The organism is Paenibacillus sp. FSL H7-0940, from assembly GCF_037979415.1.
Lineage (GTDB): Bacteria > Bacillota > Bacilli > Paenibacillales > Paenibacillaceae > Paenibacillus > Paenibacillus amylolyticus.
Window position 1 is genome coordinate 2,017,526 of the sequence record NZ_CP150280.1, and the last position, 24,946, is coordinate 2,042,471.

16 protein-coding genes are annotated in these 24,946 nt (G+C 44.8%); 6 read left to right on the top strand and 10 right to left on the bottom strand.

Going from position 1 to position 24,946, the window contains the following annotated elements:
* Positions 1–207: 207 nt before the first annotated feature.
* A complete protein-coding gene (locus tag MHB71_RS08960) occupies positions 208–594 on the top strand; it encodes a hypothetical protein (protein ID WP_036615422.1) in 387 nt (128 codons plus the stop codon).
* A gap of 70 nt (positions 595–664) precedes the next feature.
* Here MHB71_RS08960 and MHB71_RS08965 read toward each other — a convergent pair whose 3' ends face one another.
* On the bottom strand, positions 665–2,404 hold the full coding sequence (locus MHB71_RS08965; protein ID WP_036615424.1) for an ATP-binding cassette domain-containing protein: 1,740 nt from the start codon (positions 2,402–2,404) through the stop codon (positions 665–667).
* A 307-nt stretch (positions 2,405–2,711) separates the two neighbouring features.
* Here MHB71_RS08965 and MHB71_RS08970 point away from each other — a divergent pair, with 307 nt between their 5' ends.
* The gene (locus MHB71_RS08970) at positions 2,712–3,116 is read left to right on the top strand and encodes a VOC family protein (RefSeq protein ID WP_340017516.1); all 405 of its coding nucleotides are present in this window, start codon (positions 2,712–2,714) and stop codon (positions 3,114–3,116) included.
* Between the two features lie 18 nt (positions 3,117–3,134).
* Here the strand turns inward: MHB71_RS08970 and MHB71_RS08975 are convergent, their stop codons facing one another.
* Complete coding sequence (locus MHB71_RS08975) at positions 3,135–3,998, bottom strand: LysR family transcriptional regulator (protein WP_083657022.1); 864 nt, start codon at positions 3,996–3,998, stop codon at positions 3,135–3,137.
* Between the two features lie 151 nt (positions 3,999–4,149).
* On the opposite strand from MHB71_RS08975, the gene MHB71_RS08980 reads away from it, so the two are divergent.
* The 4 genes from MHB71_RS08980 to MHB71_RS08995 all read left to right on the top strand — a co-directional run bounded on the left by MHB71_RS08980 (position 4,150) and on the right by MHB71_RS08995 (position 7,782).
* Entirely contained in the window at positions 4,150–4,989 is an 840-nt protein-coding gene (locus tag MHB71_RS08980; RefSeq protein WP_340017515.1) for an alpha/beta hydrolase, read from the top strand.
* Between the two features lie 242 nt (positions 4,990–5,231).
* Positions 5,232–6,986 carry a methyl-accepting chemotaxis protein gene (locus MHB71_RS08985; RefSeq protein WP_282321295.1) on the top strand — a complete coding sequence of 585 codons (1,755 nt, stop codon included), beginning with the start codon at positions 5,232–5,234 and terminating at the stop codon, positions 6,984–6,986.
* A 270-nt stretch (positions 6,987–7,256) separates the two neighbouring features.
* The gene (locus tag MHB71_RS08990) at positions 7,257–7,508 is read left to right on the top strand and encodes a (4Fe-4S)-binding protein (protein WP_036616061.1); all 252 of its coding nucleotides are present in this window, start codon (positions 7,257–7,259) and stop codon (positions 7,506–7,508) included.
* Positions 7,501–7,782, top strand: a complete 282-nt coding sequence (locus tag MHB71_RS08995; protein ID WP_340017513.1) for a GNAT family N-acetyltransferase — start codon at positions 7,501–7,503, stop codon at positions 7,780–7,782. The genes MHB71_RS08990 and MHB71_RS08995 overlap by 8 nt, the downstream gene beginning before the upstream one ends.
* A gap of 94 nt (positions 7,783–7,876) precedes the next feature.
* On the opposite strand, the gene MHB71_RS09000 is transcribed toward MHB71_RS08995, so the two are convergent.
* From MHB71_RS09000 to MHB71_RS09035, 8 genes are all read right to left on the bottom strand, one after another.
* On the bottom strand, positions 7,877–9,544 hold the full coding sequence (locus tag MHB71_RS09000; protein ID WP_340029346.1) for an alpha-glucosidase: 1,668 nt from the start codon (positions 9,542–9,544) through the stop codon (positions 7,877–7,879).
* Positions 9,545–9,603: 59 nt separating this feature from the next.
* Positions 9,604–11,232: an alpha-glucosidase gene (locus tag MHB71_RS09005; protein WP_340029347.1), complete on the bottom strand. Its 1,629-nt coding sequence runs from the start codon at positions 11,230–11,232 to the stop codon at positions 9,604–9,606.
* Positions 11,233–11,253: 21 nt separating this feature from the next.
* Complete coding sequence (locus MHB71_RS09010) at positions 11,254–12,147, bottom strand: carbohydrate ABC transporter permease (RefSeq protein WP_338586897.1); 894 nt, start codon at positions 12,145–12,147, stop codon at positions 11,254–11,256.
* Positions 12,148–12,160: 13 nt separating this feature from the next.
* Positions 12,161–13,075 carry an ABC transporter permease subunit gene (locus tag MHB71_RS09015; protein ID WP_340029348.1) on the bottom strand — a complete coding sequence of 305 codons (915 nt, stop codon included), beginning with the start codon at positions 13,073–13,075 and terminating at the stop codon, positions 12,161–12,163.
* 61 nt (positions 13,076–13,136) lie between these two features.
* Entirely contained in the window at positions 13,137–14,873 is a 1,737-nt protein-coding gene (locus MHB71_RS09020; protein WP_340029349.1) for a sugar ABC transporter substrate-binding protein, read from the bottom strand.
* A 252-nt stretch (positions 14,874–15,125) separates the two neighbouring features.
* A complete protein-coding gene (locus MHB71_RS09025; RefSeq protein ID WP_340029350.1) occupies positions 15,126–16,532 on the bottom strand; it encodes a response regulator in 1,407 nt (468 codons plus the stop codon).
* On the bottom strand, positions 16,529–18,241 hold the full coding sequence (locus MHB71_RS09030; protein ID WP_340029351.1) for a histidine kinase: 1,713 nt from the start codon (positions 18,239–18,241) through the stop codon (positions 16,529–16,531). The genes MHB71_RS09025 and MHB71_RS09030 overlap by 4 nt, the downstream gene beginning before the upstream one ends.
* 285 nt (positions 18,242–18,526) lie before the next feature.
* A complete protein-coding gene (locus tag MHB71_RS09035) occupies positions 18,527–24,910 on the bottom strand; it encodes a GDSL-type esterase/lipase family protein (protein WP_340029353.1) in 6,384 nt (2,127 codons plus the stop codon).
* Positions 24,911–24,946 lie beyond the last annotated feature (36 nt).

Here is a 24,946-nt window from a genome sequence, read left to right on the forward strand (position 1 = left end):
CTCATTTTAAAAGGAGAATACACCGGGATTGCTCCCAGTGCATTTTTGCAGTTCGTATAAATCTATTATGCTTGAGCGTGTCTTTATTTTGAATATCCACCTGACAAGCTTATGACCAAATTAGCGGCCTTTTATAGGCTTTCACCCATTCCCCTGCTCAATTGCCTACATACAATACAGTAGACTAATGAACAGGAGTGATGTGATATGACATTTTTACCTCCTTTTGGACCTGGTGGAGGGTTTGGCGGACCTGGGGGTCCCGGAGGACCAGGAGGACCCGGCGGATTTCCTGGTCCGCCATCGTTCCCCGGGGGTGGAGGTGGTGGCGGACCACAAGGCGTGCAGGCACCTACCGGACCGCCACCATCATTCGTTCCACAGCAACCCGCTTCGTTATATGCGGTAGATCCAAGAGCCATATCCGGCTGCCTGTTTCGCTACACATATATTTGGCCGGATCGTGGTCCCGGCTTCTGGATGTACCCGGTATTTGTAGGTAGAAACTCGGTGGCTGGCTTCCGTTGGAATGGCTTCTTCTGGCTATACACCGGCATTGATCTGCAGCGAATCAGCTCGTTTAGCTGTTTCTAGAAGTAAATCCCCCTGTATGCGGATTAATCCACATACAGGGGGATTTAGATTTTTGGAATATTCACCTTGTCTAAAGCAACTTAATCAGCTTTTCTAGCTCATCAACCAAACTCTTTGCAAGTTCAAAATTAGTATCTTTTAAAGCCAATTCAATTTTCATTTCAACAGACTTTTTCTTTTGTTCATTTTCTAGATAGTTTTCATCAAAATGACTCGCATAAATCATCTGTCTAAATTCTTCTATACTCATTTTACTAATCGTTTTGTCCTCGATAATTAAAACATAATCCATACCATTTACAACCGAATAGAAATCATGAGAAATCATGATAATCGCACCTTTGTAGTCTTCAATGGCTTTCTCCAATGCGATTTGTGTATAGATGTCTAAATGGCTTGTCGGTTCATCCAGGAGCAATACGTTGGCTTGACTGGCAGAAACTTTAGCCAGTTGAAGCATGTTTTTTTCTCCACCAGATAACGATTCAATCTTTTGATCAAGGATTTCTCCTTCAAAGCCATAGTTTGGAAGATACGATCTAATTTCATCATACGTTTGAAAGCCGGAATCAATGAATTCATTTAGGATGGTATTCGAATCTTTTAGCATTTCGCCTTGAACCTGAGATAAATAGGCCACTTTAACATCAGCATTTATTTCAATGGCATCCTGATTATTTTTAAAGATTTCTCGGAGTAAAGTCGTTTTCCCGGTACCGTTAGGACCGATCAGGGCTACTTTATCTGTAGATTTGATCTCAAAGTTCACATTTTCCAAAAGCAACTCGTCAAAGGAAACGTTATAGTTATTGACGTTAACCACAACGGTGTCTTCCATTTCCTTATCGATTCCAAAACGGATATTCGGCTGTTTGATATCGACAAATGGCTCTTTTATTCGACGTGCTTCCAATCTCTCTTGAAACTTGACTCTGGCTTTTAACGCTCTGCCTCTGGAGGCTTCGGAATTATATGTGGCGATCTCTCTAAGATTGTCGATGATGTGATCGTATCTCTCAATTTCCTCAGCTTCAGCAACTGCGATTTCTTGCAGTTCGATCTTAGACTGAAGCAGTGAGAAGTTGTAATCGATATATCGCCCGTCAAACTCTTGGAGCTCTGTGTTTTCTAGGTGTATGATTTTGTTGAAACAATGGTTCAACAGATATCGGTTGTGCGTAACGACCAGCAACATTCCCTTGTGTGTGTTAATCAATTTTTTAAGCGCGTTCAGGTTTTCAAAGTCTAAAAATACATCAGGTTCGTCCATAATCATGAAGTCTGGACGATTCAGCATTTCCTTCATCACTTGAATAAGTTTGAATTCCCCGCCGCTTACGGCGGATATACTAAGATCTTTGAGCTTCATGAGGTTGGCAAGGTTTAACTGTTTATTGATGTTTTTTTCGTAATTATCCCCATCCATCGCCTCGAATGCATCCAAAGCCAATTGAAGCTTTTCCATCAGGGAATCCATATCCGATGTGGTGGCCATCTCCGCATAAATCGCTGTAATTTCATCTTGTATCTTGATGAATTCTTCTGCGATATATTCAAAAACGGTCATTTCTTTTGTTTTGTCTACTTGCAAAAACTGACTCACATACCCGATTCTGCAATCGGGGTCTATCTCTAACTTGCCCTCGAACAAATATCGTTCCGGATCCATCAGGATATCGATCAATGTACTTTTTCCACTGCCGCTTGTTCCGATAAAAGCACAATGTTGTGCCTCTTCAAACGTAAATGAAATGTTTTTATATAGTTCCTTTTGTGGAAATGAGAAGGATAGGTTTTCAACTTTTATCATAGTGTTACCTTTCTTTACAACTAAATTGGTGGCTAATATTAAATATATTGTCGAACACAGACTTTTAGAGTAACACTGTTTACCACCAAGTACAATCGATTTTTAGCACTTACCCTCACTTTGAAACTCTAATACGTTCTATAGAATGATGGCTAGTGGACGGTGGTTTCTTCGTAAAACACTACTGACATACTGTTGTCAGTAGTGTATTTGTATAGTTGGAGTAAGCAATTGTAAAGGAGTAAAAGTAAATGCGAAGTGTTTTTGATCCAAAATGTATTACTTATTATAGGAAGGATGATATCTCGTGAATTTTGCTTCTGTGCGTATCATTACTGATGACGTGGATCGTCTTGTCGAGTTCTATGAGAAAATTACGGGTGTTTCAGCAGAACGCCCTGCACCTGTCTTTGCCGAACTCGTTATGCCATCGTGCACTCTAGCGATCGGCCACTCCCAAACGGTGCAACTGTTTGGCGCTGGTTCCGCTGTGGCGGCCAACAATCGTACTGTCATTATTGAGTTCCATGTCCACGATGTTGATGCCGAATACGAGCGCTTGAAGCCGTTTGTTGATGAGTGGGTAAAGGAACCTACCACAATGCTCTGGGGGAATCGTGCTTTGCTTTTTCGCGATCCTGACGGTAATCTGGTTAATCTCTTCACGCCGGTGACCGAGGAAGCAATCCAACGGTTCAGTGGTAGGTTATAAAGGACAGTTGAAATGAGCTTACCAAAGGGAGGCATGCTTTCTAACGATCTCAATAAATGCTTCTACTTGGGGAGAGATCCACTTGTTTTTGGGATACAGCAACTGCGTAGCTAGATTTTGTTTGTACTGCTGACCTGAAAGTTTTTCTTCCTTCAGCTCCTTCTCTACCGTAATTCGAGGTAACAAGGATATGCCCATACCGCTCAATATCGACTGTTTCACAGCTTCAATACTCCAGAATTCAATATTGGAAGTAATCCCAATCTGATACTCTTCAATGCATTGTTCAAACAATGTGCGATAACCGCAACCTCTTTCGGTAAAAAGTAAATTGCTTCGTACAATGTCCCGTTGTAGCTCAAATGAATTGGGGTACAGCAACATCATGGGCTCCTCAGCCAATTTCTCACTGTACAGATTGGGATCATGAACCTCTGTCCCCAACATGAAGGAAATATCACTTTTGCCTTGCATCAAATTCTCTTTATAATGTACGGAATCTAATTGGTGCCACTCGATGTTGACATGAGGATGCAATTTTTTGAACTCTTCAATAATAGGAGGAAAACGATAGATCAATAACGTTTCCCCAATACTGATCACGATATTACCCGTTAATTCACCTTGTGCAGCAGTCACTTCCTTAATCATATGATACAGCTCAAGCATTTTCTGTGCATGTGGCAACAATTTTTTCCCAGTCTCCGTTAAAATAACCCGCTTACCAATTCGATCAAATAAAGGGTAGTTAATCTCCTCTTCCAACGCCTTAATATGCAATGTAATTGTAGATTGCGCGTATCCAAGATGCTCAGCAGCTTTGGTAAATCCCTCGTGTTCCACAATTGTAATAAATGTGACCAAATGACGTATTTCCATCATTGGCTCCCTTCTTTTTAACATCATTAAAACTGATCGTTTACATATAAACTATCAATTTAACTAATGGAAAGCAATCGTTTATATTCAATGTAGCTCATTAAGAGCCCATTTCATTTTTAATTTCAATCGTTTATGGAAGGGAGTAATCACTATGCAAACAGCAGCAACGTCATCCATCTTGATTAATGGATATCGAATCGCTTATGAACAATATGGAGAAGGCTCTCCCATATGGCTCCTTCATGGAACACCGTCTTATAGCTATGAATGGAGAAAAGTAATACCCGCTCTGGTTCAAAAAGGGTACAAAGTCTACGTTCATGACCTTCTGGGATATGGAGCATCCGAAAGACCCCTCGAAGCAGATACTTCTGTGGCAGCACAATATACGCTGTTTAGTCAGCTTTTAGACGCACTCGGAATGGATCGTTTACATGTCGCAGCCCACGATCTAGGTGGAATTGTCGGAGTCCAACTGGCCTTGGAACAGCCTGAACGTGTACAATCGCTTACGTTACTCAACATGCCCAGCTATGATTCGTGGCCCTCACCAACCTGGAAGAAAATTATCGAAGAACAGCTTGAACAGGTTGAACAAATGTCCCGTGCTGATTTTGATACCATGCTAAAGAAACAATTATCCATGGCAGTGTATAATAAAGAGCTTATGACTGGCAATGCACTGGATGCATATCTGGAACCCCATACAGGTTCATTGGGCAAAGCCTCTTTTTTCTCCCATCAGGTAGCTCATTATAATGCAAAATATACTGAATCCTATGGAACAGATTTACCCAAGCTGAAAGTTCCCGTTCAAATTTTATGGGGGGAAGAAGACGAATGGCAGCCCCTTATGTACGCAAAGAGGCTTGTCCAGGATATTCCCCATGCCTGCCTACATGTCATTCCCAAAGCTGGTCATTTCGTAATGGAAGATGAGCCGGGGCAATGTTCTGATTATATCGACCGTTTCTGCAATAAACATCCGTGAGTAGGTTTGTATATTGAACAGAATCTCTAAGAGAAAAATTAAGCGCTCCACTGGCATAAAGCTGGTGGAGCCTTTTTTTGGTTAATGGCAAGGTGTCCTTGCATACTGTTAGTTTATAATCTGCGTATATGTATATACAAATTTAGGATTAGTCTTCATTTCCCCCTTCAATATTACGATAAATAGTATGGGGTTATACGAATAGCCATATTTACTTTATTACATCCAAGGGGGAACCGTACGTGAAACAGACTCGCAAAAAAAAGATGGATTTAAGGTTCAAACTGTATTTGATTATTCTGGTTCCGCTACTGGCCATGGGCGGTCTAATCATATGGGCAACCATCGACTCCAGTGAAAATGCATCATTAATGACCATGCAGCATAACAATCAGCAGCTGGCTGTGAATACCGCCTCTCAACTAGGTCAGGAGTCGGAATTAATTAAGACATTATCTTCTCCTGCTTCAGAGGAGAGCAACGAATATAAAAGTCTTAGGGACGAACTCGTTAAAGTTAGGCTTCAATCGGGAGCCTTGTATGTTTATATGTATAACAAAACTTCGGACGGGTGGATCTACACCGTAGATGGAGCGAATTGGGACGATACGGAATATAGTCCTTACGGCACTGCAATGGAATTCAATCCCCAGATTCAGGAACGCTTGTTACGCGGTGAAGTCGTCACAACAGGCATTGTAGATGATCCAACTTGGGGACAGCTATTGTCCTCCTTTACACCAATCAAGGATTCGCAAGGTGCTGTCATTGGCTATCTGGGCATTGATATTTCTGCTGGAGCAGTGAATCAAGTCTCCGCGACATCTGTGAATAATGCTTATCAGACCATTATCCCGATTTTTGTGGTTGTACTGATTCTTTCTTTGGTCATGATGTTATTCGTAGTACGAGGTATTCTTAGACAAGTACGCGATATTAAGTCAAGTCTCGAGCAGGTTGCTGATGGGAATCTCAAAGTCGTATCCACACACATGTCCAATGATCAACTCGGTGACATTAGTGATTTGATTAACATCATGGTTGCCCAATTGACGAACATTCTGATGGGAATACAGCAAGGTTCAAATACATTACAGCAGTCATCAAAAGATATTTCGGAAACCGCTCAGACAAACCAGCGTCAGAGCGAAGAACTTTCCAGAGCGATCGAGGAAATTGCCATAGGTTCAATGAAACAGGCTGAAGAGACAGAACACTCCGTCCAGCATTCAGAGAATCTCGGCAAAATAATGGATGAAGTAGGTTCATATGTGAAACAGTTTACTTATACTTCAGAGCAGCTATCTTCTGTTCAAGTACAAGTTACACGTGAACATGAGGTTCTGCTTGAGAAGGGCCGAGAGAATGCCAAGCGTGTTGAGCATCAACAGGATATTTCCAGGTCTCTGACGACTCAATCCGAACTCGCTTCCTCTATTAGCGGTCAGATTCACAACATTTTAAAACAAACTCAAATACTATCCCTGAATGCTTCAATTGAAGCAGCCCGGGCTGGAGAAGCGGGTAAAGGCTTTGCAGTCGTTGCTGGGGAAATGGGACAGCTCGCTCAACAATCCGAACGTTCGATCCAGGAGATTGATGAGATCCTGGGTTCATTTGTTCAAGAGATACATCGGATGGGCAGTCATTTTGATGCGAATATGGTAGCTGTTAAGGAACAGGAGAAACAAATCGCTGATTGTCTCCAGGCATTTGGACAGGTTAGCCGCTTATCGACCGAAGTGCATGAGTTGGCTCAGAGTTTGGACAGCCGGACGATGGATATGCACTCTATTCGTCAGGAGTTGGAACAGAATCTCAGTTATATTGCTTCCGCAACCGAGGAAACTTCAGCCATGGCCGAAGAAGTCACGGCTAGTGCTGTGGAGCAGCAGCGATCGGCAAGCGAACTGTCGAACATCTCCGGGGAACTCGCTGGTCTTGCAGGCAACCTCAAATCATATTCCGATCAATTTCAGATCGAAGTCACTAAATAATTTCCCAATCTCATTAAGGGTGTTGTTAGATGACAATTTAGAATCGCCGCCGGAAACGTAACTTTCTTGGAGCGTTAATTTTTCGGAGGACTCAGGGTTCTGATCAGTAGCTTCCACCAACGAATTAGGAGATTCGTCACGTTGACTTAATAATGATTCCTCATTTATAATTCGAACATTAAGAGCCTGCCAGACATGACTTACCATGGATGCCTGGGATATCGATCTGTAAACAAACTCAAACTCAACAGTGAAAGATGTGAATGCATTATGGTTAAAGAGAAATTATATTACGGTAAAGATATCGAGGTTATGTTTAATTCGGATGTCTGCATTCATTCTGGTATTTGTGTAAAGGGCCTTCCTGCTGTTTTTGATTTAAGCAAGCGTCCTTGGGTTGATCCTGATGGTGACACTTCGGAGGCCATTGCCCGGCATATTGACACATGTCCAAGTGGAGCATTGACGTATAAGCTTCTGGACGGTGAATATTCAACAAAGAAAGAGGATGAACATGCATAACGTAGAACATGAACCTGCCAATAAAAGATTCCTTATTCAAGATAACGATGATATTGCTGCGGTGATGACCTATGTAATCTCGAGTCCAGAGCTATACATCATTGATCACACTTTGGTGGAAAATGCTTACCGCGGACAAGGGCTTGGCGATGAACTTATCAAAGCGATGGTGGAATACGCGCGGGAAAACGGTATTAAAATTTTACCTTTATGCCCGTTTGCCAAGGGACGTTTCGAACGTATCTCCGAATACGCGGATGTTCTCCATCAATAACGAATATTCGAAACTGATTTTCATGTGGTTACACAACAATAAAAGGCGTCTATATCATTCAGACCATGATATAGACGCCTTTTTCGTATCCTAATTAAACTTTATCGCTTAATCCAACAATAGTTTCAAACGGTCGCAACACCAGTGGCAGCAATCCATTCTCATAGTTGGTAAGCCAGATCTCTGAGAAGTTGAGGCCAAACTCATCTTCCTCAAGCTCGACGACGTGTTCAGAGAGATTGATTACTACCAGCACCTGTTGGTCTGCCAGTGTACGTGTATATGCATATACACTCGGATGATCCGGCATAAGAAGCTCATAAATACCATAAGTCAACGTATCGTGCTCTTTTCGCATCTGAATCATTTTTTTATAAAAGTGAAGGATGGAACCTGGTTCCTGGAGTTGTTTCTCTACATTAATATGGACGTAATTGTCATTCACTTTCAGCCATGGCGTACCGCTGGTAAACCCGGCCTCTTTGGCCGAAGACCATTGCATCGGCGTTCTGGAGTTATCGCGACTCGATGCCCAGATGATGTTCATGATCTCCTCATGCGACATCCCCTCTTCGCGTTTGATCTGATATAAATTCCGATCGGCTATGTCGTTATAATCCTCTATCGAAGGGAAAGCCACGTTTGTCATGCCTATCTCTTGCCCCTGATATATGAAAGGGGTTCCTTGCATGAAAAAGTACATGGCTCCAAGTGCTGTGGCACTTTCATACCAATACTCCGTATCATTTCCCCAAGATGAAACTTTGCGAGGTTGATCGTGATTTTCAATAAACAATGCATTCCAACCGACGCCTTCCAGTGATTTTTGCCACTTGGTCAAGACGTTTTTCAGTTTGGGAACATCCAGTTGCCTGTCTGTGCTGTTTTTCCAAAGGTCCAGGTGTTCGAATTGAAAGACCATATTAAATTTCCCTCTGACTTCACAGATCCAATCCCGCAGATCTTCTTGGTCCTCAACCTTAACTCCATTTGCTTCCCCAACAGTCACCACGTCATATCTGGATAATGTGTTCTCTTTCATTTCTTGCAGATAACTCTGGATTCCCTTGACATTCATATGCTTTTCAAATGAAGAGACGTACTTGACGCCTTCTCGGATTGGCATATCCAAGAGGCCCTCTTCTTTGTGAATATGGCTGATTGCATCCACACGGAAACCATCAATCCCTTTATCCAGCCACCAATTCATCATTTCATATATGGATTTCCGAACTTCCTGATTTGCCCAATTCAAGTCTGGTTGTTTCTTGGAGAACAGATGGAGATAGTACTGTCCGGAGACTTCATCATATTCCCATGCAGAACCGCCAAAGATGCTCTCCCAGTTATTCGGTTCGTCTCCATTCTTCCCATCTCTCCAGATGTACCAATCCCGTTTGGGGTTATCCAGTGAAGCTCTGGATTCAATAAACCACGGATGTTCGTCACTTGTATGATTGATCACCAAGTCCATAATGAGTTTCATGCCGCGCTGATGCACTTCATGCAGTAATTGATCAAAGTCCGCCATCGTGCCGAATTCATCCATAATGGAACAGTAATCACTGATGTCATAACCATTATCATCGTTGGGTGACTTATACATCGGGCAGATCCAGATCAGATCAATACCGAGATCTTGAATATAATCCAGTTTGGATATGATCCCCTTGATGTCACCAACCCCGTCTCCATTGGAATCCATAAAACTTCTCGGATAGATTTGATAGGCTACTGCTTCTTTCCACCATACTCTTTTCATTGAATATAATCCTTCTTTCTTGAGAACTGAACATAATATAACGTATTACGTATTATGCTTTAATTATGAATAAGGTACATTCTTGCTTCATATGGACGTAATATGCTCTCTGAATGCTCACCTGTATAATTGGATATCAAAAGCTGATTGGACTCTGTTAATTGCTCCTGAAGCGGGAGTTCGGTCGTATATCCCTGGAAATTGCATACCACAAGAACCGTAGAACCATTCAACGTGCGAGTATAAGCAAACACGTCTGGGTTCTCTGGAAAGATCAGCTCATAATCACCATATACGATGACTTCATAATCTTTTCTAAATTGAATCAACTTCCGGTAATAATGAAATATGGATTCGGGATTATTCAAACTATCCTCGGCATGGATCTGCTTATAATTTGGATTCACCTTAATCCAAGGTTCCCCTTGTGTAAAACCTGCGTTATCGGAAGTATCCCATTGCATAGGTGTTCGTGCGTTATCACGGCCCTTGGCGTAGATCGACTCCATCACGCTTTGTTCAGGATAACCTTTCTCCATTCTTTCCTTATAAAAGTTGAGCAATTCAATATCTCGATAATCCTCGATCGCATATTGAACATTCGTCATACCTAGCTCTTCACCCTGATAAATGTAAGGCGTACCTTGCATGCCATGAAGAAGGGTAGCCAACATTTTAGCCGATTCGATTCTGAATTCTCCGTCATTTCCCCAACGGGATACAATTCGAGGTAAATCGTGGTTGTTCCAGAACAAACTGTTCCAGGCATCACCCTTAAGCTCCGTCTGCCACTTGGACAGTACTTTTTTTAATGCCCTCACATCCAAAGGTTTAAGAGCCCACTTTCCTTTGCCTTCTTGTTCATCCAAGCTGATATGTTCAAATTGGAAGACCATTGAAAATTCACTGCCGTCTGGATTACTGTACAGTTTGGCGATCTCCGGAGTGGCGCCCCATGTTTCTCCAACCGTTAGCAAGTCTTCCGCTTTTTGAAACGTCTCCTTGCTCAGTTCCCTGATATATTGATGCAGATTAGGTCCGTTTCCTGTAATCTTCATATCCGGTTCTTTACCAATTAAGTCGATTACGTCAAGTCGAAAACCACCAACACCCTTGTCGATCCACCAATTGATCATGTCGTATATCTCCTGCCGGACTTTTGGGTTTTCCCAGTTGAGATCTGGCTGTTTTACGGAAAATAGATGCAAATAATATTGCCCGATCTCAGGCACCCACTCCCAGGCTGAACCACCGAAGGTGGACCCCAAGTCGTTCGGAGGCGTTCCTTCCACACCATCTCTCCAGACGTAGTAATCATGGTATGGATTGTCTTTGCCTTTTTTGGCTTCTAGAAACCAGGGGTGTTCATCCGATGTATGGTTCAACACCAGATCCATAATGATCCGAATGTCTCTTTTCTTAGCTTCAAGAATTAACGTTTCCATATCTTCCAAAGACCCAAACATCGGATCGATATCCTGATAATCTGAAATATCATATCCGTAATCATCCTGAGGGGACTTGCAAACAGGGGACAACCAGATCGCACCAATGCCGAGTTCCTGCAAATAATCCAATCGGGATACAATGCCCTTCAAGTCGCCGATGCCATCTCCGTTATGATCTTGAAAGCTGCGTGGATATATTTGATATACAACGGTTTCTTTCCACCATTTTTTATTTTCCATTCTTATTCAACCTTTCTAATGCTATTCTTTGACCGATCCTACAACAATGCCAGTCACAAAATATTTTTGCAGTAGCGGATAAATCAGCAATAGCGGGATAACAGCAACTACGATTTTGGCTGCATTCAGGTTTTTGTTCGAAATTTCAGTCAGGTTGCTGAGTTCGCTGGAATTTGTGCCGGCTTGAAGCAAGTCAGCAATATTCACGTTAAGGGACTGAATATAGGTCATTAGCGGATAATTGCTGACTTTGGTCATATAGATCAAACCACTGAAGAAGTCATTCCATGTACCCACGATACTGAATAAAGCAACTGTCGCCAGCGCAGGAATGGACACGGGAACATACACTTTGAACAAAACCTGAAGCGGATTCGCTCCATCGATGAATGCTGCTTCTTCAAGCGCTTTAGGTACAGCGGAGAAGAAATTCATCACGAGGATAACACTGAATATCGGGACAGCGCCTGGCAGAACCAGTGCCCAAATCGTATTTAGCATATCCAGGTTTTTGATTAGCAGGTAACTCGGAATCATGCCTCCACTGAACAACATGGCAAAAATCATGATATTCATATAAATGTTTCTGCCTTTAAAATCCCTCTTTGATTTGGATAACGGATAAGCCATCAAAATAATCAAAATCATGTTAAGCACAAGGGTAAGCGCGACACGTAGAATGGAGATGCCAAAGGACCGCCAGAACTGTGCATCATCGATAATTTTGGTATACGCTGCGGTTGTAAAATTGACCGGAACGAGACCTACTGCATTAGCCGATACCGCCTCGCTGCTGCTGAATGATATGGCAACGATATTCCATAACGGAAGAAGGCAGACCAATGCCAGCATAATGACGATGGCATAGATGACAAACCGGCCAATTCGTTCTTTAAAGTTTGCAGAATAGGACACAGGTTTGGCCTCCTTAGAATATTTTTCGATCCGTATATTTTTTGGCCAACTGGTTGGCCGACATAAGCAATACAATGCCGATTACGGACTTGAACAAACCAACAGCCGTACCGAAGCTATACTGTCGCCCAACGAGACCGATCCGATAGACATAGGTATCCAGAATGTCGCCCGACTCATAGACAACCGGGTTATACAGATTATAGACTTGATCGAAACCAGCGCTCAAAATGTTGGTCAGACTCATTACGCCCATGAGCAGAATAATAGGCAGCATGCCTGGCAATGTAATATGCCACACTTTTCTCCACCAACTTGCTCCATCCATTCCTGCCGCTTCATACAGACCGGGATCAATGGAAGTAATTGCAGCCAGATAGACGATAGAACTGTAACCAAACTCTTTCCATACGTCTGTACCGATAATCAGTGGCTGGAACCAGGTGTTGCTGCCAAGGAAATTAATATTTTCGAGGCCAAAGAACGCCAACATTTGATTCACAATGCCATCCAAACTGAACATGTTGACAACAACCGATGCCAGTACAACCCAGGATAGAAAGTGTGGCAGATAAACAATCGTCTGCACGGATTTTTTAACGTATTTGATACGAATTTCATTTAATAAAACGGAAAAAATGATGGCCATCATCGTTCCGAGCAGAATCTTGCCAATCGCAATCACCAACGTATTGCTGACGACCTGCGCGATATCCGGCAGCTTGAACATATACATAAAATGCTTCAGGCCTACAAATTCGGAGCCAAACATGCCCTTGGCCGGTATATAGTCCTGAAACGCCGTAATGATGCCGACCATTGGAACATAGCTGAATACAAGCAAAAACAAAATGCCCGGAAGCATCATCATATGGTACATGGCACCTGGGCCGAGCCGCCCTCGCGCTTTCCGATTCCCCTGTTTCATGGATGAACCCCTTTTCTGAAGAAAGGCTGCGAATCGCAGCCCTGCTACTGTTCATAGATGTTTATTTTTTCGATGCGATCTCGTCTTCAATTTCCTGAATGACTTGATCACCACCTTGTTTCTTCCAGTTACTCACGAATGTATCGAAGTAATCGAGCGGTTCTGAACCCGTTACGATTTTGATAAACGACTCCTGCTCCAACTTTGTCAGATTGGCCCACGTCTGTTTCATGCTTGGTGTAGTGCCAGAGAAAGCAGGTGTCATCCAGACAAATTTGTTTTCTTGTGTCAGTTTGTCGATTAGTCCCACTCCGTTGATCCGCGAATGATATTTGGACCAAGCAGTCACATCATCCGTATCCATGTCGCTCAAATAGGTTTTGATGCTTCCGATATTGTTCTTCGATTCTGTAGTGCGAACCTCATCCAGGCTGATCTCTCCTTTAATCCCGCGAACAACGTCAGAGTAATCATCCAGTAGCGATGTAGCCGAATTGACTTCGATATTAAACGGTCTCGTTGAACCGTCTACCCCGGTCTCCTGATACTTGGCAGCTTCCGGCATGGTTGCTGCGGCATTTTTATCATTTGCCAGTTTATCGTAGAACAGGTTTACAATCTTAACCGCCAGTTCAGGGTGCTCATAACCTTTTCTCACCACGATAAACTGATTGGATGGGTTGGCATGCGCCACGTTGACCTTGCCATTTGCATCCTCCAGCGTATAAGCCGAAAATTTTGCATTTTTATCCATCTGTTTTGCACTGATCAGTCCCCAGTCAGGGATATGCCACGGTCCAAAGGCGATACCGCTTTGGCCATTGGCGTAGAGTGCGGTAATATCATCAAACGTACGGGTTCCGAATTGCGGGTCAATGATGCCATTCTTGAACCAATCTGCCATGGTGCCCAGCATTTTCTTCGTTTCTTCTGTCGTGGAACCATACACGATTTTGCCGTCTTCACCATTCATCCAATATTGCGGGAATGCTCCCTCGGTTGAGGCCACACCCAGCATCGTATAAGCAGAGCCATTATAATCTGTTGTATTCATCGTGTTCACAAATGGAATACCTACCGGGTTCCCGGATTGGCCAGGATCTCTTTTCAGGAATTCCAGCGCTGTTTGCTCCACTTCCTTCAGGGAAATGGCGCCGTCTCCGTCTGCATCCAGTTGAATCCCCAGCAGATCCAGCCAATCTTGACGAACCCAAACCATTGTTGGTGCGGAATCCAGGGAAGTCGCCGGAAGTCCCATCAAACGTCCATCAATCGTTGCATTGTCTAATGCTCGGCCGTCGTAGGAATCGTACATTTGCTTGATATTTTCCGTGGCATATTGATCGTAAATGGATGTCAGATCCTCAATCAGGTCGTTATCCACCAGCTCTTTCAGTTCGTCTTTGGAATCAACACGCATCATGTCAGGCAATTCCCCGGATGCGATGGCAAGCGATACTTGACGACTATAATCTTCACCATTGGCTTCAAATTGATCTGTAATCTGAGCGTTAAACGTGTCTTTGACCAGCCGAGTATATGCGTTGTTCTCATAGGTATCACCAGCCGGCAGTTTTGGGTTGGCTGTGGTTACCCGTCCCATGGTTACGGTGATTTCGTCTTTATAGGCACTGAACGGATCTCCAGGCGTTACCTCATATTTGCCTGCTTCCTCTGCAGTAGGAGGATTGGAAGAGTCTCCACATGCCGCTAGGGCTGCAACCATCAAGGCGGACATGGACAGCACGGCCAGACGCTTTGTCACCCGTTTGCTTTTCATAGACCATTTTGTTCTCATCTAGTTCGATTCCCCTTTATTCTGATGTTCAACATATTTGTTTACGCTTTCATTATAAATTGAAGTGAAGGCCAATCGAGATAGGGATTACACGTCCGTTTGGATAGAGAAATGGTTACAGTTTTCAGTCCGTATGATGAAGTATGGTTAACTTGTGATCATTTACCCTACCTACTGACCAACATTTGTCTATCTACCCCTCTTCTCGATCAAAAACAAAAGCCGGCAGCTCCTAAAACAGGAGACTGTCGGCTATTTATTTCCTCTACCTAGCTGCCGATATTCGCTTGGCAGAAGACCTGTCAGTTCGCGGAAAATCCGGCTGAAATATTTTTCATCCGTATAACCCACTCGCTCCGCAATCCAGAAAATCGTATTATTCGTATTGAGCAAGTACTCTTTGGATTTCTCTACCCGGATGAAGCGGGAGTACTCATTAAAGGTTTTTCCCATCAGATCTTTGAAACATTGACTGAAATAACTTCGGCTGATGTTGAGTTGTTGGGAGAGACCTGAAGCTGTACAGGCCTGCTCCAAATCATGCTGCACGATCATCACTGCTTTTTTCACGGCATCGATGATTTCCTGTGAATATGAAGTCTGTTCATCAGCCTTTCGAATGCTTGCAGCAGTCTGTTTGATCCATTCTTCAACCTCGTACCAAGACTCGAAAGAATGGATCATCGCGATTCTTCCAAGCGTAGTTTGGGCAAAAAGGTGGTTCCATTCCATCACGATTGAGTACAGCAATCCCATCAACTGACCTTTATGTAATCGTAAGGATATAAACTGATCAATGAGTTGATTGTAGTAACTGTCATGGTGGGTCCATGGGGTTTGGAACCAACTTTGTTTAATCCGGTCAAGGTCCTCATCCTGCGGTTCTTTTGAAAATGTATCTTCTTCATTCATGGAAATGGTAATGACTTGGTTATTGGGATTGTACGCATAGAATAAAGTCGTCTCTGTATAATTCCTAATCCAGTTTTGGATTTGCGACCATGTTCGCTCTTGTACATCAGACAAAACTAACAACGTACACTGGGGAACGTGATGCAGGCCTTCCTTCAATTGATGAAATAGTTGATCCTCTTCGGACGGGGGTGCAGCCCACATGCAGCTATTACGCTCAACCTCCCATCTAATCTCATCTTCATGCGCAGTTAGCTCCATTGGCCACTTCTGCTCTAATTTACGATCCTGTGAAACAAGTGCATACACATTTCGATAATGGACATTGATTTCATCCAGCGATGGCATCTTTCTTATCGTGCTTGTCAACCCGTTAATTCGGGTATGAATCCGTTGCAGAACATGTTCGAATTGCTCTTTCTCCAGCTGCACTTTGGCTATATAATCGATGGCTCCGAGTCTTAGCGCTTCCTGGATATAATCGAAATCCTGATGCAGTGTTAACACAACGATATGAAGTTCTGGATAGAGCTGCCTCGCAGCTCGCATCAGTTCAATCCCTGACATGACGGGCATCGCAAGATCCGTTAGCATCAGATCGACCGGTTGGGTTTTCAGAAAATCCAGTGCTTTCAACCCGTTGCTTGCTTCTCCTACAACCTCCATGTCGAACTCGTCCCATGGCATCGCAGAGCTAATACCTTTGCGTACCAGCTTATCATCATCTACAATCAATACCTTAATCATGCCGAGATATCTTCTCCTTTAATAGGCAATACGAGCAGTATGCTTGTCCCTGTTCCCAATTCACTCTCGATCACCAGTTGTGCTTGGTCCCCGTACTGTGCCTTTAACATGCGGTGAACATAATTGAGTCCGATGCCCATCCCTACTTTTTGTTGTTCAGCCTCACGATTGTTCAGCAGATTATGAATGGTTTCCTCAGTCATACCTGCGCCATTATCTTGTATCATAATGTTCAACGTTGAAGTGCATGTCACTTCAATCTGAATAAAACCTTCGTCACTTAATCCATGATATAACGAATTTTCAACCAGCGGTTGCAGAATAAAGCGGGGCACAGGAATTTGAAGTACTTGTTCATCTGCAGTAATGCGGACGTCAAATTCAAAGTCATAGCGAATTTGCTGCAAAATTAGATACTGTCTTAGGGCATCGATCTCCTCTTCCATGGTGGATACTTGCCCTAATTTGCCTAGATTGTAATAGAGCAGCTTGTTCAATGACTGCACCAGCTTGTCGATCTCCCCTTGTCCGTTCATGACGGCCAGCCAGTGCACTGTATCGAGCGTATTCATTAGAAAGTGCGGGTTGATCTGATAGAGCAGCTTTTCCACTTCCAGGTCTGCACGAATCTTCTCTTTCTGCTGTACTTCCGTGAAGAGGTCACCAATCTGATGCTGCATATTCGAAAATTCACCCAACAGAAAATCAAATTCGGGAATCTGAGTGCGAGCTCGGCTCACTGTCCTTTGTGGATTTTTGGACATCCCGTTGATCTCCGAATGGAACAGACCGAGTGGTTTGTACACCATCTTCCACAGGAGCCAAGCGAGAAACACGGTAAAGCCGAGGAAAAATAAAGCGACCAGCAAAATTTGAAGCAACCACTGGTTTTTCTCCTGTTGATATTTAGACTGCGAAATGACCGATACGACACTCCATTTCTGTGAGGAATCCTCCTTGAACCAGTGATACCCGCGGGATATCCCGTCTTTGGCAGGATCTACTGTTAAGCTGGAGAAATTCTCCCCTACCTTCATGGCTTCCGGTATTTCACTGTACACAATGTTTCCCTCACCATCCAGGATGAGATGAGATAATGCGCCGTTGTATTGATTGTAGCCCAAGATATCTTGAGTGAGGCGAAAGCCTGATTCTACGTAAATGAACACGTCGTTCCTCTCGGATAGTTGCACTTTGCGCATAGCAGACAGAACGAGTTGATCATCAAATCGGTTCATACTCATATGGGGGCCATAGTACTTAATGCCATAGGTTTGGAAGAGCACAGGCAGAGACTCAGGAGAGAAACGATCCTTAATCGGAAAGTTGCCGAACTGAGTAGTACCTTCTTTTTGAAAGTAATATAGGGTCAATCCGATATTAGGATTGGTGAAGGTCACAACACTTAACTCGTTTTTTAATTCGTCCCTGGCCTCAATCAGTTCGAAGATATCGGAGGACGGATTCAAGAATTCATCCATTCTTTTGCCTAAAGTACCCCTGTAAGATAATTGTTGCGTCACATGATTCAGATTGGTGATGGAATTCTCCAATGAGGATGTCACCTGCTGTAAATTGCTACGGATACCATCATCGATCTTATTTGCGAAAATGGAGTCGATCGTATAATAAGAAATCGCAAATATACTGATAAAGGGGATAAACGCACTGAGAAAGAACAGTAAAAATATTCTTTTTTTAAGTGTCATGGGAACCTATTCTCCTTCTGAAAATGAAACAGCAAGCCTCCTGCGTATGGAAGCTTGCTGTGGATATACATACAGCTATGCCGGTTATCGTTTTCTCCATAGGCCTCGTCCAAGTCCAATTTCCTTTCATCATTATAGATTGATATTCAAATAAGTCAAACGCTTTCATACTGTGCGCATATAAAAAGTGCTACTCCTCAAAATGATGAGGAATAGCACTTTTATATGCGTACCTTACTTCAGTTGTAATCACTTCTTGTTAATGGAATGCTCAAACATTTCAGTCTACTCTCGTACCGTCACATTTAATTTGTGTGATCTGGTTTCCCCTGAAGAATTACGAAGTACAGCTTCATACTCGTAGATACCGGGTGCCCTTCCAGAGATTGAGGTAACCGCAGACTGTGCACCAGGCGAATGAGATTGCAGCGATTGTGTGTCAATCAATACTCCATTTTCGTAAAGTTCGTATTCGGTTGCGTTTGTTCCCCACCACAGATTCATGGTGACATTATAGTTGCCGTCACCATCCCAGTTGTCGTTCGACAGAACAGCTTGCCCCGGGGAAGCATCCGTGACGATGACTGTCAGTGGAACACTCATGGTTGAACCCAGTGCATTGATCAATTCTCCAGTATAGATATAGGTGCCATTTTTCTTTCCAGTAATATCAACTTGAACAGATTGGGCGGACGGGGATTGATCGACCAGAGAAATTTCTTTAATCAATTCACCATTCTCATACAGCTTGAACTGATTGCCGTTATTCCCCCACCACAGATTCATAGTGATTGTATAGTCTCCGTCTTTGAGCCCCGTGTCGTAACCATTATTATCAGATAACACCGGAGTGCCAGGGGCACCGTTTGCTAGTGGCGTTGTCTGATGGAGCCATTCTTCCCACTTAATCAGCACACTTGCCTGCTCATCCGTAAATACGGTTCCTCTAGCTGCTTGAACGTCATTACCGTAGGATGCAAGCAATTGACGCGCTTTTGCTCCTTCACGATCGTTTGTTGCCTGTTTGGCCTGCTGTAACGTGTTTGTAAGCTGATCAGCAAGAACACCAGCATTAGGATCGGTCGATTCATCGGCAAAGGCGTTGGTCAGAATAATCAGGCTGTCGAATGTAGCAATAACGCCAAAACTATATTCTACCGTCTGTTCCCAGCCAGCCAAATCCGAGACCGTTGCCGTAACCTGGTTCAGGCCGGGTTCCAGTGTATACGCAGGAGTGTCGAGAAGCACACCCTCCGGTTCTGCCACACCGGATACCGAATCGGAAGCTGTATAACCAATTTCCACCTGCTGATCAATGGTGTATTCGGTTTGACCATGAATTTCAATGGTTGGAGGTACGAGATCAATGGATATGGACAAAGACTGTTCGCTCTCTTTGTTACCGTCAACATCGACGCTCCAGTAGGTGATGGTATGTGTTCCTTCTTCAGTTAGGGTCAATTGTGTGCCACTCACCGTTTCGCCACCATTAATTTGATAATAGGTCCCTTCGATATCGGAATCTTCATCGCTTGCTGTGAAGGTTACTTGTGCCGGAGAAGTATACCAGCCGTTCTGCAATTCTCCTTCCACAGTTGCCGTAGTATGCGGGGCCTTCTGCTCCGGAGATTCCCCTTCCAGCGTAACAAAATCAGATAAAGGTATATTCAATTCCTTCACAAGGCGTGCTACGAGTTCAGACACCTTGATTGCACCGTTCATTTGTAAATGTGTATTGTCTTCCGTTGTGCCTACCCACATGAATATCGATTTGGTTCCTTCTGTGCCAAGCTCCTGGAAATGCTCCCAACTGGCTTGGTTCAGATCGATGATAAGCGTTTCCGTTTCCTGCGCCGTTTCTTTCATCGCCTGTACGTATTCCGGGAAGCTTTTGTTCAGCACCTCTCCGGTAAAATCACGACGATTCACTGGTGTAACCAGAACCGGAATTGCCCCTCTCTGCAGAGCACCGTTAATGTATTCTTTTAGATATGCCTTAAATTGCTCTGGTGTAAGATAACGCTCTGGGCGTGAAGGTGTGGAATCGTTATGAGACCACTGCATGAACAGATAATCGCCTTCTTGAATGTCGAGTAAAATATCGTTGAGATATCCGCCGACCAGGAAGGTTTTGCTGCTCAAACCTCCAACTGCCCGGTTATCAATACTGACTTCATTTGGATCAAAATATCCACCCAACGTTTCTCCCCAGCCGGCTTGCGGACGATAGTTTTCCGCGTAATTAGCCACAGTGGAATCGCTGGCCAAATAAATAACTGGTTTATCGCTTGCACTGTGATCTGGCAGACGCTCCAGCTTCAGCGCATTGATCTTCGGTGCATTTCCGGTAAAGTTGAAGTTAAACACCCCATCGATCAGGGCAATGTCATACGTGATTTCTTTGAATTCGCCCTTGGCAATGCTTGTAAGAGGCAGCTTGGTCATCTGCTCTACAACAACATTCGCGCTGGTCGATTCCTCCGCATCCCCAATGGTCATCGTTACCCGGTAATTGGCCGGCGCCATTTCTACCAGGAAGGAGGTGCCGTTTACCCGTGTGAAATCCTCTTTGAGCGCATCGCCGGTCTCCCGGTTCTCATCTTTGGTCAGCGCAGTATCGGCAAATCCGTACCCGTTACCTTCGATGTACGCTCTTTTGGCATCGACTTTGATGTATCCGTCGGCTGCGCCGCCAGAACCAAAGTCGAATTTGTATTCGTTAATCTCTTCGCCTGGTTCACTTGTCAATGAATCCTTCGCGACAGTTAACATATTAAACGCATGGTCAACTTGAGCTTGCGTGGCTTCCGTATTGAATATAGCTTCCGCAGCTGCCAAAGCCCGGTTCACCACGGCCTTCGATGCATCTGTATAATCCGACAGATTCAGTGCTTTGATCTCATCGTACAGAGCGATTAAGGCCGTCTGATCGCCACTCTCCGAAGAGAGCTGAGTGCCTTCAATCCGCACGTTGTCGATCTGGGTAGTCCAGTTCAACGTGCCTCCACCGCCTTTTCTCGTTCCCAGGAACCGCATGGATCTGACGTTGTCCGCATATGCACCGGAACTCAGCGAGATATCTGCAATCGTTTGGGTAACTGTCGGATCGGCTAGGTTCGTTAATGTCAGATCCAATGTCTTCTCGGCAAAATTAACGGTTGCATCCACATTGACCCACTGGTTCTTGGAAATATCTGTAGCCGTTCCCCCTTCGGGTATGGCTGTATCACCTGTGCCGTAGTCTGGGTTATATGCACCGACAAAATAATGAATTTTGGTGCTTCCGGTTTTGGTATACAGCGTGAACAGGGCATTTTCGTTAGAATCCTGTATTGTGAGGTGACCTTCTGATGGATAGGCACTCACATTACCGGATTGCCAGTCAAAATTCACGTTCACTTGATCGCCGTTTACGGCATCGAACAGACGGAATACCTTGGCCCGATTACCCGATCCGGAACCCGCGACGGACAGTACCTTATTTCCAGACTGTTCAACAACGGTTCCTGTCATGGTTCCTGCAATACCCGTGGCATTGACCATCGCATATTGGTAGTTGGCAGCGTCGCCTTCAAAGTCCTCCTCATATAGCTGGGCTTCCGGCTCTGGTTCTGGCTCGGAAATATCCGGGTCGATGACCAGTGATGAAATGCTCAGCTCCATGTCTTTGACTGCACCAGCAACGAGTCCGGCTATTTTCTGCGCACCATAGCTGCTGAAATGCGTATTATCGTTGATCCCATTCGGGTATTTTGGATATTCACCCGGATTAGCATACAGGAACACTTTTTCCGTAGCTGTATTTCCAATTTTGTCGTAGTAAGCAATACTCAACTTGCTGAGATCAATCAGCGGCACGTCCTGCTCCTCCGCCACTTCTTTGGCAGCCTGAACGTATGCCGGGAAGCTGACGTTGAATTCTTGAGTCACTGTATTGAAATCTCTGCGTCCAACCGGAGTGAGCAATACCGGTGTAGCACCGCGCTGTTTGGTACCGTTTACATAACGAGCTAAGTAGATCTTATAATCCTCAGGGGATGCATACCGGTCCGGTATTCCTGCACTCGCGTCGTTATGACCAAAGGAAATGAAGAAGAAGTCCCCCGGCTTAATTCGTTGCAGGATTGTATCGAGACGACCGTCTACCATAAACGATTTGCTGCTTCGACCGCCGATCGCATCGTTCACGATCACTGCCCCATTGGAGAAATAACGTCCGAACTGCTGCCCCCATCCTTCTTGAGGAGCCTGCGCTTCACTGTACGATTGCATGGTTGAATCACCAGCCATATAGATCGTTGTTGCCGCACCAGCCGCTTTCTCTGGATATTTCTCGATGATGACGTCTTGGATGTCTATGGCTGTACCCGTGAAGAGAAGATCGAGCTGTCCATCCACCAATGCGACATCATAGGAATACTCCAGTGGTGCTCCCGCTGTCACATTGGTTACGGCGAGCTTCTGGACGAATTCGGATTTGACTCCAACGTTCGAGTCATTTGCATCATTGCCCAATCGCAGCGTCACCTTATAGTTTGCATTTGGCAGGTCAACAGCAAATGTCGTACCTGTAGCGACCGAGACCTGGTTTGCCCCTACTGTGACACCGCTTGTATCCTTGAAACCGTATCCCGGATCTTGTGCGTAGAGCGTATCCTGTATGTTTGTACTTCCCGACGTAGTCTCTGTACCGAATTTAAAGCGGTAGACCGGCTCCAGCATTTCAGCTTCGCGAGTCAGCGCCAGATCGGCTTTAGGAAATGTCGTAGCTTCCGCTCCAAGATAAAAGCCGGTATGAGGCGGCTGGTTGTAGGCTACATTTTGCCAGGCTACGCCAAGTCGATACACAGGGTCCTGCATCAGCGTAGGGATGCGATAGTCTGAAGGAATGGTCGTTGTGTAGAGACGATACTCCGAACTATCTTCGCTCCGCAGCAGAAGCTCCTCACGCCAGTCGCCCAGAATGTCCGCCTGAAGTGCCGGATTGCCTTTGGTATGGTTGTTCGTTAACGTACCGGTCGCCCGGAAGATTTCATTCAGCTTTTTGTTTTGGTGATCCCACTTATAGATGAGCGGAATTCCTTTGGCTGTGCCATTATCCCACTCATGGTCCAACAGCTCCCGCTGAAGATCGCCATCCCACCAGATGGCGAAATTGGCGGTTTTGGGCCCTTCGTCCACAGTGTAGATAGCCTCTCCTGCTGCTGAATAGGTATTGGTTACAGGTACACTTTGCCCGTTGGTAACGGTCGTGGCCCATGATTCGTAACCTGGATAGTTCGGATCAATGTCCGCCGACATCCCGCGACCGGTGTCAAAACCTGTTTTCTCACCCCAGAGGATTTCACCTGTTGCCGCATCGCGCATCTCCAGTCCGTATGCCGCATCCGAATGCTCATGCACGCTTACAACCTGATAGCCCTCCCGGTTCGGATCGAGCTGGCCGGCGTGCATGGCGTCACCGTGGCCAAGTCCAGTGCTGTACAGCAAGCTGCCATCATCATCAATGGCCAAGGCACCAAACATAATTTCGTCCTTGCCGTCCTTGTCGACATCCAGCACACTTAGATTATGGTTGCCCTGTGATTGATATTGTGATCCTGCTTCGTTTGTATCGAACGTCCAGCGTTTGACGAGTTCCCCGCCAACATAATCATAAGCAACAAGCACTGTGCGGGTATAATAACCCCGGCTCATCACAACACTTGGCTTCGTACCGTCCAGATAAGCAATCGCGCCAAGGAACCGATCTACACGGTTGCCATAGCCGTCACCCCAATCGTTGACGTTGCCTCTTGGCGGATCATAATTCACAGTGGATACAGCCGCGCCAGTCTCACCGTTAAACAGCGTGAGATATTCTGGACCTGACAGTATGTATCCGCCGTCGTTGCGATAATCCTTCGTGCCATCACCAATGACTGTGCCTTGGCCATCCTTCGTGCCGTCCGCGGTCTTGACAACAACCTCGGCCTTTCCGTTGCCATCGAGGTCATACACCATTAACTGCGTATAATGCGCTCCGGCGCGGATGTTGACTCCCAGGTCAATCCTCCACAGCTTTGTGCCATCCAGTTTGATAGCATCGATATAGACATTGCCGGTATAACCTGCCTGCGAATTGTCCTTGGAATTGCTCGGACTCCACAGGAAAACAATTTCATATTCGCCATCCCCGTCCAAGTCAGCTACGGAAGCGTCACCTGCATAATAGGAGTAGGTTCCACCATCCTTAGTCCGGCCATCGGCCGGTTTATCGAGCGGGATAGGTAGATAATCGTTATGCCAGACCGATACAACCTCCGGTTGCATTTGCTCTTTGCCTGCAATAACGGTGGAGATCTGATATTGCGAACTGTCGAAACCAGTGGTGTCCACATAGTTGGTCACATCGCTTATGGGAGATGCGTTCACTTTAGTTCCGTTTTTATATATATTAAAAGCGATATCATCTGGATCGTTGTTTAAATACCTCCAGCTTAAAAAAACGCCGTTGTCTACGAGAACCGCAACCAAACCCCGGTTAAGATACTCAGCTTGGCGACCCAGCTGGCTGCTTGATGACTCTGCACGTATAGGCGCCGGAGGGACAGCCAGTGAAATAACCATAAGGAGTGCTAAAAAAGAGACAAACATCGATTTCTGGATGGAAACAGTTCTTCGGATCATTCGATTAACTCCCCCTTATCTAAAAATTCATTTTTA